Source organism: Nocardioides aquiterrae, assembly GCF_039526625.1.
Taxonomy (GTDB): domain Bacteria; phylum Actinomycetota; class Actinomycetes; order Propionibacteriales; family Nocardioidaceae; genus Nocardioides; species Nocardioides aquiterrae.
The window spans coordinates 39,994-56,209 of sequence record NZ_BAAAJE010000026.1 but is presented as its reverse complement, the minus strand read 5'-3'; the positions used below and the strand labels follow the sequence as shown (position 1 = coordinate 56,209).

The 16,216-nt window shown below is 73.2% G+C and carries 15 protein-coding genes; 4 read left to right on the top strand and 11 right to left on the bottom strand.

Annotation, left to right across the window (positions count from 1 at the left end; all coding sequences use genetic code 11):
• Positions 1-303, top strand: a 303-nt coding sequence (locus ABD086_RS20610) for a hypothetical protein (RefSeq protein WP_343909703.1), incomplete at its 5' end; no start/stop codon positions are given.
• On the opposite strand, the gene ABD086_RS20605 is transcribed toward ABD086_RS20610, so the two are convergent.
• From ABD086_RS20605 to ABD086_RS20565, 9 genes are all read right to left on the bottom strand, one after another.
• Positions 304-1,104, bottom strand: coding sequence for an SDR family oxidoreductase (locus tag ABD086_RS20605; RefSeq protein ID WP_343909701.1), 801 nt, complete (start codon positions 1,102-1,104; stop codon positions 304-306).
• A 104-nt stretch (positions 1,105-1,208) separates the two neighbouring features.
• A complete protein-coding gene (locus tag ABD086_RS20600; protein WP_343909699.1) occupies positions 1,209-2,687 on the bottom strand; it encodes a carboxyl transferase domain-containing protein in 1,479 nt (492 codons plus the stop codon).
• A complete protein-coding gene (locus tag ABD086_RS20595; protein ID WP_343909697.1) occupies positions 2,684-3,670 on the bottom strand; it encodes an NAD-dependent epimerase/dehydratase family protein in 987 nt (328 codons plus the stop codon). The genes ABD086_RS20600 and ABD086_RS20595 overlap by 4 nt, the downstream gene beginning before the upstream one ends.
• 100 nt (positions 3,671-3,770) lie before the next feature.
• Positions 3,771-5,222: a M1 family metallopeptidase gene (locus ABD086_RS20590; RefSeq protein WP_343909695.1), complete on the bottom strand. Its 1,452-nt coding sequence runs from the start codon at positions 5,220-5,222 to the stop codon at positions 3,771-3,773.
• Entirely contained in the window at positions 5,219-5,602 is a 384-nt protein-coding gene (locus tag ABD086_RS20585; protein WP_343909693.1) for a response regulator, read from the bottom strand. The genes ABD086_RS20590 and ABD086_RS20585 overlap by 4 nt, the downstream gene beginning before the upstream one ends.
• Entirely contained in the window at positions 5,599-7,809 is a 2,211-nt protein-coding gene (locus ABD086_RS20580) for a sensor histidine kinase (protein ID WP_343909691.1), read from the bottom strand. The genes ABD086_RS20585 and ABD086_RS20580 overlap by 4 nt, the downstream gene beginning before the upstream one ends.
• Before the next feature lie 94 nt (positions 7,810-7,903).
• Positions 7,904-8,467 (bottom strand): RNA polymerase sigma factor, encoded by a 564-nt coding sequence (locus ABD086_RS20575; RefSeq protein WP_343909689.1) that lies wholly within the window; start codon positions 8,465-8,467, stop codon positions 7,904-7,906.
• Positions 8,468-8,529: 62 nt separating this feature from the next.
• Complete coding sequence (locus ABD086_RS20570; RefSeq protein ID WP_343909687.1) at positions 8,530-9,333, bottom strand: ABC transporter permease; 804 nt, start codon at positions 9,331-9,333, stop codon at positions 8,530-8,532.
• On the bottom strand, positions 9,330-10,238 hold the full coding sequence (locus ABD086_RS20565) for an ABC transporter ATP-binding protein (protein WP_343909685.1): 909 nt from the start codon (positions 10,236-10,238) through the stop codon (positions 9,330-9,332). The genes ABD086_RS20570 and ABD086_RS20565 overlap by 4 nt, the downstream gene beginning before the upstream one ends.
• Positions 10,239-10,360: 122 nt before the next feature.
• On the opposite strand from ABD086_RS20565, the gene ABD086_RS20560 reads away from it, so the two are divergent.
• The gene (locus tag ABD086_RS20560; protein ID WP_343909994.1) at positions 10,361-11,842 is read left to right on the top strand and encodes a serine/threonine-protein kinase; all 1,482 of its coding nucleotides are present in this window, start codon (positions 10,361-10,363) and stop codon (positions 11,840-11,842) included.
• A gap of 7 nt (positions 11,843-11,849) precedes the next feature.
• Here ABD086_RS20560 and ABD086_RS20555 read toward each other — a convergent pair whose 3' ends face one another.
• Positions 11,850-12,203: a VOC family protein gene (locus ABD086_RS20555; RefSeq protein WP_343909683.1), complete on the bottom strand. Its 354-nt coding sequence runs from the start codon at positions 12,201-12,203 to the stop codon at positions 11,850-11,852.
• A gap of 4 nt (positions 12,204-12,207) precedes the next feature.
• Positions 12,208-12,876, bottom strand: coding sequence for a hypothetical protein (locus tag ABD086_RS20550; RefSeq protein ID WP_343909681.1), 669 nt, complete (start codon positions 12,874-12,876; stop codon positions 12,208-12,210).
• 80 nt (positions 12,877-12,956) lie between these two features.
• Here ABD086_RS20550 and paaN point away from each other — a divergent pair, with 80 nt between their 5' ends.
• Both paaN and ABD086_RS20540 read left to right on the top strand, forming a co-directional pair.
• Positions 12,957-14,636: a phenylacetic acid degradation protein PaaN gene (gene paaN / locus ABD086_RS20545; RefSeq protein ID WP_343909679.1), complete on the top strand. Its 1,680-nt coding sequence runs from the start codon at positions 12,957-12,959 to the stop codon at positions 14,634-14,636.
• A gap of 103 nt (positions 14,637-14,739) precedes the next feature.
• Entirely contained in the window at positions 14,740-16,164 is a 1,425-nt protein-coding gene (locus tag ABD086_RS20540; RefSeq protein WP_343909677.1) for a DHA2 family efflux MFS transporter permease subunit, read from the top strand.
• Positions 16,165-16,216 lie beyond the last annotated feature (52 nt).

Sequence of the window (16,216 nt, the reverse complement as noted above, 5' to 3'; positions counted from 1 at the left end):
CTGCTGGTCGCGGTCGCGGCGGTCGTCTGGGCGCTGGGACGGGGCGGCACCGAGCCGCCGCCGGAGGCGCCGGTGCGGGTGCAGGACCGGGCGACCAGCGAGCTGGCGGACTCGCTCACCAGTGCGATGAACGACGTCCAGGCGGCGTGCGTCGCGGCGTACGTCGTCGACGACCTCGGCTTCGACACCCTGGTCGACGACGGGTTCTTCGCCGCGGACGGGCACTTCCTGAACCCGGACCTCGCCGACCGGCCGGAGATCAAGGACTCGCTGACCCGCGCCGCGCAGTCCTGCGTCGGCTGATCACGCCTCGATCGGACCGACCTCCCAGCCGGGCGGCGAGATCGGGTGCAGCATCGCGTCGGTGCCGCCGTCGACGTAGAGGACGGCGCCCACGATGTTCGACGCGCCGTCCGAGAGGAGGAACGCGATGGTCGCGGCGACCTCCTCGGGGCGGCCGAGCCGGCCGATCGCGTTCGGGTAGGCGTCGACCGCCGGCCCGAGCAGCGGGTCGGCCCGCATCTGGTCGACCATCGGCGTCTCGGTGGCGCCGGGCGCGACCGAGTTGAGCCGGATGCCGGATCCGGCCCACTCCGGCTTGACGCCCTCGCGCCGGGCCCACCAGGCCAGCGCGGCCTTGCTGGACGGGTAGACCATCACCGAGTCGACCTGCGCCGCCTCCTCGCGAGCGCGGGCCTCGTCGTCGCGCAGGCAGGCCTGGGCGACCGGCGCGTTCCACCCGGGCATGCCGGTGATCGAGTTCGACGCGAGCAGGACGACGCCCGCGCCCTGCGCCGCCGCGAGCTCCGCGTGCAGCCCCCGCACCAGGGCGACCGCCCCGAAGTAGTTGACCGACACCAGCAGGTCGCCGGGGACGCCGGTCCGCCCGGCGATGCCGGCGGCCGGGACGAGCCCGTGGACGACGTCGGTGAGCTCGCGGACGCCGGCGACCGCCGCCGCCCGGCCCTCCGGGGTGCCGAGGTCGGCCGTGACGTCGGCGTCGTGCAGGTCGACGGTGATCACCCGGTCGCCGTCCCTGCCCAGCAGCGCCGCGGTGGCGGCCCCGATCCCCGACGCGGCCCCGCTCACGACGTACGTCCTCATGCCGCCGAACTGTAACGTGTTCTACTCGCGCCGAGCTGCTGTAACGCGGTGTTGTGACGACTAGGAGCCCGCTGCAACGGGTTCATAGTGGTCATAACACCGCGTTACACGTACCGGCGGGCCCGCTCCGCGGGCGTCCCGGGGCCGGAGTCGAGCAGCGCGGCGAGCTCGTGCTCGAGGACGGCGCCGACGCGCTGGCAGAACGCCTCGGGCTCGTCGGCGGCGTCGGGGAGCTCGGCGACGATCCGGTCCACGATGCCGGCGTCGCGCAGGTCGAGCGCACGCACCTTCTGCGCCCGCGCCATCTCGGGGGCGTGGTCGAGGTCGCGGTGCACGATCGCGCTGGCGCCCTCGGGCGGCAGCGGCGACAGCCACGCGTGCTGGGCGGCGATCACCCGGTCGGCGGGGAGGAACGCGAGCGCGCCGCCGCCGTTCCCCTCGCCGAGCATCAGGCAGAGCGTGGGTGCTCGGACGGTGACCAGCTCGCTGAGGCAGCGCGCGATCTCGCCGGCCAGGCCGCCGTTCTCGGCCTCGGGGGAGAGCGCGGCGCCCTGGGTGTCGATCACGGTCACCAGCGGCAGCCCCATCTCGGAGGCCAGTCGCATCCCGCGCTGGGCCTCGCGCAGCGCCTCCGGACCCATCGGGTGCTCGGTGGTCTGCCCGCGGCGGTCCTGCCCGAGGAACACGCACGGCGCCTGACCGAACCGCACGAGCGCGAGCAGCAGTCCGGGGTCGTGCTCGCCCTGGCCGGTGCCGTTGAGGGGGACCACGTCGCTGGCGGCGTACTTGAGCAGGCGGCGGACGCCGGGCCGGTCCGGGCGCCGCGACCGGGTGACCGCGTCCCAGGTCTCGACGTCGGGCAGCGGGCTGAGCGGGACGGGGGCCGGCACCGGCCTGATCCCCCGCCGCGGCGCCAGGATGATCGCCAGTGCGCGGTCGAGGATGCCGGCGATCTCCTCGGGCGGGAGGACCGCGTCGATGATGCCCTGGGCGTAGAGGTTCTCGGCGGTCTGCACGCCCTCGGGGAACGGCTTGCCGTACAGCGCCTCGTAGACCCGCGGGCCCAGGAACCCGATCAGCGCCCCGGGCTCGCCGACGGTGACATGCCCCAGCGACCCCCACGACGCCATCACGCCGCCGGTCGTCGGGTGCCGCAGGTAGACCAGGTACGGCAGGCCGGCGGCCTTGTGCGCGGCGACGGCCTCGGTGATCCGGACCATCTGCACGAACGCCGGCGTGCCCTCCTGCATCCGGGTGCCGCCGCTGACCGGGCCGGCGAGCAGCGGCAGGCCCTCGCGGGTGGCGCGCTCGATCGCGGCGACCAGCCGGTCCGCCGACGCGCGGCCAATGGAGCCCGCGAGGAACCGGAACTCGCCCATCACCACGGCGACCCGGCGGCCTTTCATCAGCCCCTCGCCGGTCAGCACGGACTCGTCGACGCCGCTCTTCTCCCGCGCGGCGGTGAGGTCGGCGGCGTACTCCTCGCTGATCGCGCCGTACGCCGGCGGCGTGTCCCACGAGGTCCACGAACCCGCGTCGAGGACGAGGTCGATCAGCTCGGCGGCGGACAGGCGGTGCGTCATTCCCGGAGGCTATGCCAAGCAGCCAGCACCGTGGTCTCGCGCTCGCGTGACATTCCGCTCACCGGGGCGTCCTCGGTGGACCGGACCCAGGCGAGCGTGTCCCGGGCGGTGTCGGCGACCGGCCGCAGCACCAGCCCCGCGGCGAGCGACGGTGCCGGGTCGTGGCTGCCGAGCCCGTCGTACTCGGGCCGGGGCAGCCAGAGCGGCAGCGCCTCCGGGCCCATCCACGGCTCGACGCCCTGTTCGGTGAGGAACTCCTGCGGCACCCAGGTCAGCGCGGCGTCGCTGCGCACGCCGACGGCGACCTGCGCGATCAGGTCGCGGATCGGCAGCACCTCGCCGACGCCGTCGTAGTCCCCGGGGGTGCGCCGCTCGGCGCAGGTGACGATCCACGCGGCCAGGTCGCGCGCGTCGATGACCTGCATCTCGTCCTCGGGGTCACCGCCGGCCAGCGCCTCGCCCCCGTCGGCCAGCCGCACCGGCCAGTAGGTGAAGCGGCGCGTGGGGTCGTCCGGGCCGACGATGAGGCCCGGGCGGATCACCGTCCAGGACGCGGCGCCGTCGCGCACCAGCTGCTCGCAGGCGACCTTCATCGGCCCGTACGCCTCGGGCTCCTGCTTCAGGTCGACGTCGTCGTGCTGCGGCTCGCGCAGCGGCAGCGTCCCGGGCGTGCCGCCCGGGGTCGCGTCGTCGGCGTACACGTTGACCGTGGAGACGAAGACCCAGTGGGCGGCGGGGAAGGCCGCCACGGCGGTGCGCACCCAGGACGGGATGCGCGCGACGTCGACCACGGCGTCGTACGTCGTGCCCGCGAGTTCGTCGGGCACCGGGTCGGTGCGGTCCCACGCCACGAACGCCGCACCCTCCGGCACCGGTCCGGACGTGCCGCGGGTCGCGCACGTGACCTCGTGGCCGCGCGCGACCGCCTCCGTCGCGACCGCCTTGGACAGGAACACCGAACCGCCGAGCACCAGGATCCTCACCCGCGGCACGCTTCCGGCTCGGGCGGCCGGCCGCAACCGATTCAGCCCAGGGCAGACGCCGGGTTTCACCGGCTGACCGGTGAAACCCGCGGGCGCGCCGTCAGCCGCGCTGCGGCGTCTCCGGGCTCAGCAGCCAGGCGCTGAAGAAGCCGGAGAGGTCCTGGCCGCTCCGCTCGGACCACCAGGTGGTGATCTCCTGGTAGTTCGCGTTGCCGTCCTCCTGGCTGGCCGGCCACGCGCGGACCAGCTTCCAGAAGAGGTCGTCCCCGAGCTTCTTGCGCAGCTCGTCCCACATCACGGCGGGGATGTAGTAGACGTTGCCGGCCCCGAACGAGTCCTCGTGGAAGAACCCCGGCGGCCCGGCGTCCCCGCGCAGCTGGGTGTCGAACGTCGCCCAGAGGTCCATCCGCTCCTCGAGCGGCCGACCCTCGTCCTCGCTCTGCCACACGCCCTGGAGGTAGGTCGCCATGCCCTCGCTCATCCAGACGTCGCGCCAGTCGACGGGGGTGACCTCGTCGCCGTACCAGTGGTGCGCCATCTCGTGCACGAGCACCTCGGGCGACGTCGCGTAGGGGGTGTCGCCGAGCGTGATCATCGTCTGCGTCTCCATGCCGCTCTTCGAGTCGACGACGAGGAAGCCGAGCGTGTCGAAGGGGTACGGGCCGAGCCGGTCCTCGAGCCAGTCGAGCGCGGCCGGCGCCCGGCGCAGCCGCTGGACGATCCCGGGCCGGCCGGTCGGCGTCCAGTAGGTGATCGGGACGCCGGACGAGGAGCGGTCCCGGGTCATCGTGAAGTCTCCGATCGCGACCGTCACGAGGTACGACGAGGCGGGCTCGTCGAGCCGCCAGTGCGTGGTGGTCCGGCGGCCGGAGTCGCGGCGGGACACCAGCGTGCCGTTGGAGACGCCGACCATCGGTGCGGGCACGGTGATCGTGACGTCGTAGAGCGCCTTGTCGGACGGCTGGTCGTTGACGGCGTACCAGCTGTAGGCGCCGTACGGCTCCTGCATGGTCCACACGCCGCCGTCGTCGGTGACGGTCCACCCGGTGCTGGAGAAGTCGCTGCGCTGGACCGGTGCGGGCACCGGCTCCGGCGATCCCGAGTAGCGGATCACCAGCGTGTGCTCGTCGTTCGCCGTCACGGGCTCGTGGACGACGAGGTCCTTCCCCTCGTGGTCGTACGTCGTGTCCTCGCCGTCGACCGTCACCGCGCTCGGCCGCAGCGGCGGGGCGAGGTCGAGTCGGACGTCCTCGGCGTCGGTGGTGGCGCGGAAGCGGAGCTCCTCGACGGCGTCCAGGGTCCTGGCGACGGGGTCCCAGGTGAGGTCGAGCGCGTAGTGGAGCGTGTCGACACCCGGGTCGCCGACCTCCGGGTACACCCGGTCCTCGACCGGGGTGCTGTACCCGTCGACGACGGCGCCTGCGGGAGACGCCTCGGGCGCGGGCGCGGGCGAGCCGTCCGGCCGGTCGGCCTCGGTCGTGCAGCCGGTGACCAGTCCGGCGATCAGGCCGGCCGTCGCCAGGGCCGCCGCGGCGTGCCGCAGCGTCGTCACACGTCCTCCCACCCCAGCATCTCGGCGACCTCGGCGCCCAGCGTCATCGGGCCGAACGGCTTGGCAATGACGCCGACGACGTCGAGATCGTCCCAGGCCTGGGCGCCACCGGCGCGGAGCTTGGCGGTGAGGAGGATCACCGGGATGTCGCGGGTCCGCTCGTCCGCCCGCAGCGCCTGGAACGTCGCCCGCCCGTCGATCACCGGCATCATCAGGTCGAGCAGCACGGCGTCCGGCCGGTGCTCGCGGGCGAGCTCGATGGCGGCCGCGCCGCCGTCGGCGGCGATCACCCGCCAGCCCGCCACCGCCTCGAGGGCGAGCTGGGTGATCTCCCGGATGTCGTCGTCGTCGTCGACGACCAGGACGGTCGGCTGTCTCACGACCGGCTCCGTTCGGTCCCGGCCAGCGCGGCCGGCCTCGTGCGCGGCTGCCGGGCGTGCCCGGGCCGGGGCAGCGTGAAGAACACCGTGGTGCCCTCGCCCAGCGTGCTCTCCATCCAGATCTGGCCGCCGTGCCGTTCCACGATGCCGCGGCTGATCGCGAGTCCCAGCCCGGTACCGCCCTTCTGTCGGGAGTCGGAGGAGTCGACCTGCTCGAACCGCTCGAACACCGACTGCAGCCTGTCCTCCGGGATGCCGCGGCCCTGGTCGCGCACCCGGAACAGGACGTGCCCGTCCTCGAGCCGGGTGTCGAGCACGACCGTCTGGCCCTCGCTCGAGAACTTGATCGCGTTGTTGACCAGGTTCGTGAGCGTCTGCACGATCCGGTCCGGGTCCGCGACGACGCGGCCCGGACTGGGGCGGACCTCGACGCGGACGCCGGTCGAGCGGGCCAGGCCGGCCATCTCGGTGGCCGAGCGGGTGAGCAGCTCGCCCGCCTCGATCGTGGTGAGCTCCATGGTCCGGGTGCCGGACTCGATCCGCTCGAGATCGAGGATGTCGTTGATCAGCCGGGTGAGCCGCTCGGTGCTGTCGGCCGCCGTCGACAGCAGCGATCGGGCCCGGGGGGCGAGCTCCCCCAGCACCCCGCTGACCACGAGGTCCAGGGACCCGCGGATCGAGGTGAGCGGCGTGCGCAGCTCGTGGCTGACGACGGACAGGAACTCGTTCTTCATCCGCTCGACCTCGCGCCGCTGCGTGACGTCGCGGAACACCACGACCGCGCCGCGCACCGTGCGCGCGTCGGGGCGCTCGTCGACCAGCGGGCTCGCGCTGATCTCGACGGGGAAGGTGGACCCGTCCGCGCGGATGTAGACGTCGTCCTGGGCGGAGGTGACCGTGCCGGTGTCGATGGCCTCGGCGATGTAGCAGCCGCTGTAGGGATACGACCCGCCGTCCTCGGACGCGACGTGGAAGACGTCGTGCGCGTTGCGGCCGAGCAGGTCCGGACCCGCGTAGCCGAGCGCGCGGGCACCGGACGGGTTCACGAACGTGAGGTCGCCGGAGGCGTCGACGCCGTAGATGCCGTCGTCGACGGACGTGAGCAGCACCTCGGTCTGCCGGGCCAGCCGCCGCAGGTCCTCCGTCTGCTCCTGGACCCGCTGCTCCAGGCTGCGGCGCAGCGCGACGTTGTCCCGGGTGAGCAGGATCTGGCGGCCGGCCACCGCCACCGCGAGCGCCAGCCACAGTGCTCGGCTGGCGGCGTTCAGGTCCACGGCCCCGGACAGCACCTGCACGGCGGCGGCCGAGATCAGCGCCGTGTAGACGAGGGCCGTGTCCGGCACCTGCGTCGGCTTCCCGGAGTCCTCGGGGGTGTCCGTCTCGACGCTGGGGTACCAGGCCGCGAGCGCGACCAGCGCGTAGCCGACGATCCACCCGAGGTCGAGGGGGGTCCCGAAGCGGAAGTCGCCCTTGGCGACCAGGACGGCGTACGCCAGGTCGCTCGGGATCCAGCACGAGAAGCCGAGGGCCAGCAGGAGCAGCGCGCGCCGGTCGGCGCCCCGGCTGCGCAGCAGGGCCAGGATGACGACCACGAGGACCGTCACGTCGAGCACCGGGTTCAGCATCGTCGAGACGGTCGAGGTGAGGCTGCTGCCCCGGGTCAGGTCGAGCAGCGGTGCGTAGACCAGCGTGCTGGAGATGACCAGGATCGCGCCGCCGACCAGGAACCCGTCGAGGAAGACCACGACGTGGTCGATGCCTCGCCTGCGGATGCTCGGGTACCCCAGCACCGCGGCGATGGCCACGACCAGGGCCAGGGTGATCGACAGGTCTCCCACGCGGCTCGGGGAGGCGACCGGGTCGGCGCCGACCGCCGCGGTCCACCCGTTGCCGAGCATGGCGAGCAGGACCGCGAGCATGACCAGGCGCCAGAAGCGCCGGCGCCGGCCGATGGTGTGCCGGGCGCGCAGCCACGAGCTGACGGCGAGGAACGCTCCGCTCACCACGGTCGCGACCGAGGTCACGACCTCGCGGGTGTCGGCGGGCAGCACGAACGGCTGGAGGAGCACCGCGCACACAACGCAGGCGAGGACGACGATGCGCAGCACCGCCCGGAAGTGGCGCCACTGCCGGTCCAGCGGCACCATGCGGGTGCCCGGACCCGGCCCGGGCGTGGGGTCCCCGGCGCGTGCTGCGTCAGTGGCCACGGCGTCCCTGCTGTCCTGCCTCGTCCCAATGCTGTCGGAGAGATGATCGGCGGGCGAGTCGCTCATCTGAGTCGTTCACCTCCGGTGCGCAAGATCACTCGCCGCGGAGCAGCGGCCTCGCGAGCCTGCGGCCGTGGTGGATCTGCGCCTTGATCGTGCCGAGCGGGGCCCCGACCTGCTCGGCGATCTCCTCGTAGGACATCCCGTAGACGTCGCGCAGCAGCAGCGGCTCCACGAACTGCGGGTGGTCCTTCTCGATGGTCTCCATCGCGTCGAGCAGGTCCAGGCGGGTGCCGGCGATGACGCTGGTGGTCCGCGGGTCGGGCCGCTCGAGCGGCCCGACCTCCTGCGGGTCCGCGGCGGTGGCCTGGTTCTTCATCCGGCGGTACGTCGTGCGCGCGCTGTTGACGGCGACCACGTGCATCCAGGTGGTGAACCGGCCGCGGCCGCCCCAGGAGCCGATCTTGTTCGCGATGTTGATCAGCGCGTCCTGGCACGCGTCCTCGGCGTCCGGCAGGTGCGGCAGCACGCCCCGGCACACGTTGAGCGCGCGCGGCCGGACGGCCGCCAGCAGCGCCTCCAGCGCGTCGCGGTCCCCCTGCTGCGCACGCCGGGCGAGGTCGTCGAGCTCGTCCGGCGTGAGTGCCTCGATCGTCACGGTCACCACCTTTCCCCGTCGACAGCACCCTAGACGGCCGACGGGGAAGGGTGACCGAAGCGTTACTTCACCTCGGCGCGCAGCACGCCCCAGAGGCCGATCGTCATCGGGATCACCAGCCAGATCACGCTGGCGACGCCGAGCTGAGCCCAGTGCGCACCGCCCATGTCGCCGTTGAAGAGGTAGCCCTGGGCGAAGTTGAAGTCGACCCACGGCTGTGCCTTCTCGAACCACGCCTGACTCTGCGCGAGCAGGGCCGACAGCGGCACCAGTACGAAGCTGATCACGAAGTAGCCCACGATCGCGGCCGCCGAGTTGCGCAGGAGGACGCCCAGCATGAACCCGATGAGCATCCCGAGCACGTTGGCCAGCACGATGTACGCGAGCTCGATGGCGGTGACGTCCCACGTGGTGGGCACGCCGGCGATGGTCGACCCGAGGACGTTGCCCACGGCACCGACCGCGGCGGCGAGGAGCATCGACGCCACGCCGACGCCGACCGTGACGGCCAGCTTGGCGCGAACCACCCGGCCCCGGTGCGGGACCAGGGTGAACGACGTGAGTCCGGTGCGCTGGCTCCACTCGCTGGTCACGGAGAGCACCGCGATGACCGGGAGGACGACGGCCATCGGGAAGCCGATCGACGCGGCGAAGCTGTCGTAGGTGAGCTGGTCGTCCGGAGCGAACAGGATGGTGGCCGTCGTGGCCACGACCGCGAGGATGCCGATGGACATCATCAGCCAGAAGCCGGACCGGGTGTCGAACGACTTGCGCAGCTCGACGGCCACGATCCGCGACATCGGGATCCGGGTGGGGGTCGGCCGCGCGGTGCGCACGACCTCGTTCTCGACGGCTACGGCAGTCATGCCGCCACTCCTTCTCGGTTGTGGTCTCGCTGGGTGTCTGCGGTGAGCTCGAGGAACATCTCCTCGAGGCCGGCGCCGTCGGCGGCGCGCAGCTCGGTGAGGGCGACGCCCGCGGCGAGCGCCACCTGGCCGACCCGGTCGGGGTCGGCGTCGACGCGCAGGGCGTCGGTCGTGGGGGAGAACTCCAGGTCGGCGTCGACCAGGGCGCGGGCGAGCGTGGGGACGTCGCGGGTGCGGACCAGGGTGCCCGCCGTGGCGAGCAGCTCGGCCTTGGTGCCCTGGGCGACGATCCGGCCCTGCCCGATCACGACGAGGTCGTCGGCGATGACCTCGATCTCGTGCAGCAGGTGGCTGCTGAGCAGCACGGTGCCGCCCTGGTCGGCGTACCCGCGCAGCAGGTCGCGCATCCAGCGGATGCCCGCCGGGTCCAGGCCGTTCGCGGGCTCGTCGAGGATCAGCACCTCGGGGTCGCCGAGCAGCGCGGTCGCGATGCCGAGCCGCTGGCGCATGCCCAGGGAGTAGTTGCGCACCCGCCGGCCGGACTCGCTCGGGGTCAGGCTGACCCGCTCGAGCATCTCGTCGACCCGGCCGCGCCCCAGGCCCATGGTCTGCGCCGCGACGGTGAGGATCTCGCGGCCGGTCCGGCCGGCGTGCTGGGCGGAGGCGTCGAGCAGGACGCCGACCTCGAGGCCGGGGTTCGGCAGGTCGGCGAAGCGCCGCCCGCTGACCTCGGCGTGGCCCGAGGTGGCCGGCGTGAGGCCGACCATAATCCGCATGGTGGTGGACTTCCCCGCGCCGTTCGGGCCGAGGAAGCCGGTGACGCGGCCGGGCCGGGCGGTGAAGCTGACGTCGTCGACGGCGGTGAAGCCGCCGTACTTCTTGGTGAGGGACTGGACCTTGATCATGACGACGAGCCTCGCGGTCGCGCGGGGGTCCCCACATCGGGGAGGAACGGCGCCGCATCCCTGATCCGACCCTTAAGTATCTCGGGGTCGGACCCCGAGCCCGTGATAATGGCCCGGTGTCCATGCCCTCTCGTCTCGGTCGCTACGTCGTGCGCCGTCGCATCGGCTCCGGCGGCTTCGCGACGGTGTGGCTCGCGTACGACGAGCAGCTCGACTCGCCGGTCGCGGTCAAGGTCCTCGCGGAGAACTGGACCGAGGACACCGCCGTGCGCCAGCGGTTCGTCGAGGAGGGGCGGTTCCTCCGCAAGGTGGAGTCGCCGTACGTCGTGAGCGTGTACGACGCCGGCGAGCTCGAGGACGGCCGGCCGTACCTGGTGATGTCGTACGCCGACCAGGGCACCCTCGCCGACCGGCTCGAGGTCGAGGGCCTGACGCCGGCGCAGACTCTGGAGGTCGTGCGCCAGGTCGGGTCGGGCCTCCGGGCGCTGCACGAGCGCGGCGTGCTGCACCGCGACGTGAAGCCCGCGAACGTGCTGTTCCGCACCGTCGAGGACTCCGCGAGCGGGTCGGCCAACGGCTCCGTGCGCGCGATGGTCGCCGACCTCGGCCTCGGCAAGGCGCTGGACGTGTCCTCGCGGCTGACGATGATCGCGGGCACGCCGACGTTCGTCGCGCCGGAGCAGGCGCAGGGCGAGCCGCTCGACCCGCGCGCCGACCTGTACTCCCTCGCCGCGCTGACCTACCTGCTGCTGAGCGGGCGGGCGCCCTACTCGCACGCGACCCTGTCGGCGCCCGCCTCGCCCGCCGCGCCGCCGCCGCTCTCCTCGCCCGAGCGCCCGTTCCCCCGCGAGGTGGACGCCGTCGTACGCCGGGGCCTCGCCCGGGACCGCGACGACCGCTGGCCGGACGTCGCGTCGTACCTCGCCGCGCTCGAGGCGGCGCTCACGCCGGTGACCGCCGACGACCGGTCGGCCGCGTGGCTGCCCGTCGACCCGCACCTGACCCAGCCCGGGGCGCGCCCGTCGCCGCTGCCGTCCGGCGACCCGCTACCGCCACCGGTCCCGCCCCGGCGCCGCCGGGGCCGCTGGGTCGCCGGTGCGCTGGCCGGCGTGCTCGCGCTCGCGGCCGGCGCCGGCGCCGGCTACTGGTACGAGCAGCGCGGCGAGAGCGAGGCCACCGTCGGCGACGACACCGGCACCCTCTACGTGACCGTGCCCGGCGACTGGGAGCGGGCGCTGGCCCCGAGCGGGTGGACGGCGCCGCTGGACGGCGGCGAGTTCCCCGCGCTGTCGGTCGGGACGTCGCCGCGCTGGACCGACGTGAGCTCGACGGCCCAGGGGGTCTTCCTCGGCATCCTGCCCGGGACCGAGCTGCCGGTCCGGCTGCCGCAGCACCCCGAGTGCGGTGCCAAGCAGACCCAGGTCCAGGGCACCTTCGACGGCCACCCGTCACGGACCGTGCTGTTCACCGACTGCCCCGGTGGGGTGACGGTGGAGCGGGTGGTCCAGCTGGCGGCGAACCGGCTGCTGTGGGTGCAGGTCCGCAGCGCCACGCGGGCGACCGCGAACCTCGTCCTCGACGAGGTGCAGGCGCGCGGGTTCTGACCCGCGCTCAGGCCTGCTGCCAGAGCTCGATCCGGTTGCCCTCCGGGTCGGTGACCCAGCCGAACCGGCCCACGCCGTCCAGGTCCTGGACCTCCTCGGCGACGTCGGCCCCGGCCGCCCGCAGCTGCGCGAGCATCGCGTCGAGGTCGCGGACCCGGAAGTTCAGCATCGTCCCCTGGTCGCGGGAGCCGAGGTAGTCGGTGTCGGCCGCGAACGCCGCGAACACCGTCGGTCCCGGCTCGGGCCGCCACAGGCCGTGCTCGTCGACGTCCAGCCCGAGGCAGTCGCGGTACCAGGCGCTCAGGGCGTCCGGGTCGGTCGCCCGCAGGAAGTACCCGCCGATGCCCAGCACGCGTTCCATGTGCTCAGCGTGCCACTCCGGCGGCCGGACGGGTCAGCTTCTCGACGCTGGCGGCGACGTGGTCGCGCAGGCTGTCGAGGCCGGGGAGGTCGACCGCCCGCCCCACGACGCTCATCTCGAACTCGGCGGTGGTGCCGCCCGGCGCGGCGAACCAGGTGAACGTGTTGAAGCGCAGCGTGTTGCGGTCGGGCTCGCGGTACCGGAACGAGAGCATGTCGTCGGTGCGGGCCAGCACCGTGACGTCGCGGTAGAGCACCCGCACGGCCGCCAGCTTCGCCGACACCATCTCGCCGGGGGTCCGGTGCTCGTTGACCAGCTTCGCGCGCAGGCTGTAGCCGCCGGTCGTCGGCTCGTCGGCCGGGCGCCACCGGACCTCGAACAGCGGCGAGACGTCCTCGGGGACCCACCCGCGCGGCACGTCGTACCGCCACTGGTACGTCGGGTCACCGAGCCGGTGCGGCGCGTACTCGAGCCCCGCCGCGAGCGGCGGGTAGTCGATGTCGGGTGCGTACGGCTGCAGGGGCAGCACCGGGATGGACGGCGAGCTCGCCGGCACCGGCGCGGCCGCCGCGAAGGTGGTGGGGGCCTCGTGCCGGAGGACGCCGACGCCGTACCCGGCGACGGCTCCGATCCCCACGAGCGCGAGCGTCAGCCCGATCCAACGCACCCTCATGGAGGAGCAGGGTAGTCGGGCTCCCGGCTTGTGACAGTTCTGTGCGAGAGTGTCTCGTCACTGTCACAAGGAGATCGACCATGACCGCCGCCCCGACCGCCCTCCTCGACCGCCACCGCCAGCGTCTCGACGACGCCGTCGCGGCCTGCGCCGGCCGCACGTACTTCTCGGCTTTCGACGAGTCGCCGTCGCCGCGGGTGTACGGCGAGGAGGCCGCCGGGTCCGGCAGGGCGGCGTTCGAGGCGTGGCTCGGCGGCGCCTTCCCGCTGGAGACCCCGGGTGCCTCCGGCACGGTGGCGACCGAGCGCTCGCCGTTCGGCCTGGACCTCGGCGTCTCCTACCCGCGGGTCGTGGACGTCGACGCGCTGCTGTCGGCGGTGCGTGCCGGCATGAAGGGGTGGCGGGACGCGGGTCCCGAGGGTCGCACGGGCGTGTGCCTGGAGATCCTGGACCGCCTCCACGCGCGTATCTTCGAGCTGGCCAACGCGGTGCAGCACACCAGCGGCCAGGCGTTCGTGATGGCGTTCCAGGCGGGCGGGGCGCACGCGCTGGACCGCGCACTCGAGGCGATCGCCTACGCGTGGACCGAGATGACCCGGACGCCGGCCACCGCGATCTGGGAGAAGCCCGGCCGCGGCGAGCCGCTGCGGATGGAGAAGACCTTCACCGTCGTGCCCCGCGGCGTCGCGCTGGTGATCGGGTGCAACACCTTCCCGACCTGGAACTCCTGGCCGGGCCTGTTCGCTTCGCTGGTCACCGGCAACCCGGTCGTCGTCAAGCCGCACCCGGCGGCGGTGCTGCCGCTCGCGATCACCGTGCAGGTCTGCCGCGAGGTGCTGGCCGAGGCGGGCTTCGACCCGAACCTGGTCACGCTGGCCGCCGAGGAGCCCGACGACCACCTGGCCGCGACGCTCGCCGTCCGCCCCGAGGTGAGGCTCGTCGACTTCACCGGCGGGAACGCGTTCGGCGACTGGCTGGAGGAGCACGCCCGGCAGGCCGTGGTGTTCACCGAGAAGGCGGGCGTCAACACCGTCGTCCTCGACTCCACCTCGGACTTCGCCGCGATGTGCCAGAACCTCGCGTTCTCGTTCTCGCTCTACTCCGGCCAGATGTGCACCGCGCCGCAGAACGTCTACCTGCCGGCGGCAGGGGTGGCGACCGAGGACGGGGTGAAGTCGCCGGCCGAGGTGGCCGCGGGCATCGGCGCCGCGCTCCACCGGCTGCTCGGGGACGACGCCCGCGCCGTCGAGCTGCTCGGCGGCATCGTGAACGCGGGCGTCGTCGAGCGACTGGAGGCTGCGTCGGCCGGTCGCCGCGGTGATGTGCTCGTTGCGAGCCGTGAGGTTCGCCATCCCTCGTACGACGGCGCCACGGTCCGCACGCCCACGCTGCTGCGGCTGACCGCGAAGGACGCGGACGTCTACGAGTCGGAGTGCTTCGGGCCGGTCTCGTACCTGATCGAGACCGACGGCACCGACCAGTCCATCGAGCTGTTCCGCGACACCGTCCAGCGGCACGGCGCGATGACCGCGGCCGTGTACTCGACGTCCGACGAGGTCGTCGAGCAGATGCGCGACGCCGCGCTCGACGCGGGCGTGGCGCTGTCGGAGAACCTGCTCGGCGGGGTGTTCGTCAACCAGTCGGCGGCGTTCTCCGACTTCCACGGCACCGGCGCCAACCCGGCGGCGAACGCCTCGTACACCGACGGCGCCTACGTCGCCCCGCGGTTCCGGGTGGTGCAGTCGCGCCGGCACGTTTGACGCCCGACGGCACCGATGAGAAAGCAATTCTCGGCAGGTCTGTCGATTTCGTAGTTCCTGGTTCGTGGAGCAGGTGAGGGAACCTGCCACCGAGGAGACGATGATGACCGACCTGAAGAGCCGCTGGCTGGCGCTGTACGTGCTGTGCCTCGGCGACCTGATGATCGTGCTGGACTCGAGCATCGTGAACGTCGCGCTGCCGTCCATCCAGGCGGACCTGGGGTTCTCCCAGTCGGCGCTGGCGTGGGTGGTCAACGCGTACCTGCTGACCTTCGGCGGGTTCCTGCTGCTCTCCGGCCGGCTCGGCGACCTGCTGGGCAACAAGCGCGTCTTCCTCGGCGGCGTGGTGTCGTTCACCGCCGCCTCGGTCGCCTGCGGGCTGGCGCCGACCGCGTCGCTGCTGGTGGTCGGGCGCGCGGTCCAGGGTCTCGGCGGTGCCGCGGTGTCCGCGGTCGCGCTGTCGCTGATCATGGGGCTCTTCTCCGACCCGGGCGAGCGGGCGAAGGCGATGGGCTTCTTCGGCTTCGTGATGTCCGGGGGCGGCGCCGTGGGCGTGCTGCTCGGCGGCGTCCTCACCGGGCTGTTCTCGTGGCACTGGATCTTCCTGGTGAACGTCCCGATCGGGGTCGGCGTCTGGCTCGCCGCCCGCCGGGTGCTCCCCGGCGACGAGGTGGTCCCGCAGCGCGCGCGGATCGACGTCCTCGGCGCCGTGCTGGTCACCGGCGCGCTGATGCTCTCGGTCTACGGGATCGTCAGCAGCACCTGGGCCCTGCTCGGCGGCAGCGCGGTCCTGTTGGCGGCGTTCGTCCTCTGGGAGTCGCGCACCGCCGAGCCGCTGGTCCCGCTGCGGCTGTTCCGGCTCCGCAACGTCGTCGTGTCGCAGGTCGTGGGCGTGTTCTGGGCGGCCGCGATGTTCGCGTGGTTCTTCCTGGCCGCGCTCTACCTCCAGCAGGTGCTCGGGTACGGCGCCCTCGAGGTCGGTCTCGCGTTCGTCCCCACCAGCGTCGTGATGGCGGTCTGCTCGCTGCGGGTCTCGGACAAGCTCGTGATGCGGTTCGGCATCCGCCCGCCGCTGGTCGCCGGCCTGACCCTGGCCGCGATCAGCCTCGCGCTGTTCTCGCAGGCGCCGGTCGGTGGCGACTTCGCCGTCCACGTGCTGCCGTCGATGCTGCTGCTCGGCGCCGGCGCGGGCATCGCGTTCAACCCGGTGCTGCTCGCGGCGATGGGCGACGTCGAGCCGCACGAGTCCGGCCTCGCCTCCGGCGTCGTGAACACGTCGTTCATGATGGGCGGCGCGCTCGGCCTGGCCGTGCTGGTCAGCATCTCGACGGCCCGCACCGAGTCGCTGGCGGCCGCCGGCACCGCGCCGCTCGAGGCCCTCAACGGCGGCTTCCAGCTCGCGTTCGCGGTCGGCGCGGCCGCCGCCCTCCTCGCAGCCGTCGCCGGCGGGGTCCTTCTCCGCCCCAAGCCCATGGTGATGCCGGAGCTCGAGCCGGACCTCCCCGACCCCTACCCCGAGGCTGTCTAGGCGGATAGTCCCTGACGAAAATGTCGGCCGGCCGGCCAGTTCACGACATTTT

Excerpts from the sequence above, each read along its gene's own strand:
- ABD086_RS20565 (WP_343909685.1), bottom strand. The coding sequence starts at position 10,238 with ATGATCAAGGTCCAGTCCCTCACCAAGAAGTACGGCGGCTTCACCGCC.
- ABD086_RS20570 (WP_343909687.1), bottom strand. The coding sequence starts at position 9,333 with ATGACTGCCGTAGCCGTCGAGAACGAGGTCGTGCGCACCGCGCGGCCG.
- ABD086_RS20540 (WP_343909677.1), top strand. The coding sequence starts at position 14,740 with ATGACCGACCTGAAGAGCCGCTGGCTGGCGCTGTACGTGCTGTGCCTC.
- ABD086_RS20600 (WP_343909699.1), bottom strand. The coding sequence starts at position 2,687 with ATGACGCACCGCCTGTCCGCCGCCGAGCTGATCGACCTCGTCCTCGAC.
- ABD086_RS20550 (WP_343909681.1), bottom strand. The coding sequence starts at position 12,876 with ATGAGGGTGCGTTGGATCGGGCTGACGCTCGCGCTCGTGGGGATCGGA.
- paaN (WP_343909679.1), top strand. The coding sequence starts at position 12,957 with ATGACCGCCGCCCCGACCGCCCTCCTCGACCGCCACCGCCAGCGTCTC.
- ABD086_RS20555 (WP_343909683.1), bottom strand. The coding sequence starts at position 12,203 with ATGGAACGCGTGCTGGGCATCGGCGGGTACTTCCTGCGGGCGACCGAC.
- ABD086_RS20560 (WP_343909994.1), top strand. The coding sequence starts at position 10,361 with ATGCCCTCTCGTCTCGGTCGCTACGTCGTGCGCCGTCGCATCGGCTCC.
- ABD086_RS20605 (WP_343909701.1), bottom strand. The coding sequence starts at position 1,104 with ATGAGGACGTACGTCGTGAGCGGGGCCGCGTCGGGGATCGGGGCCGCC.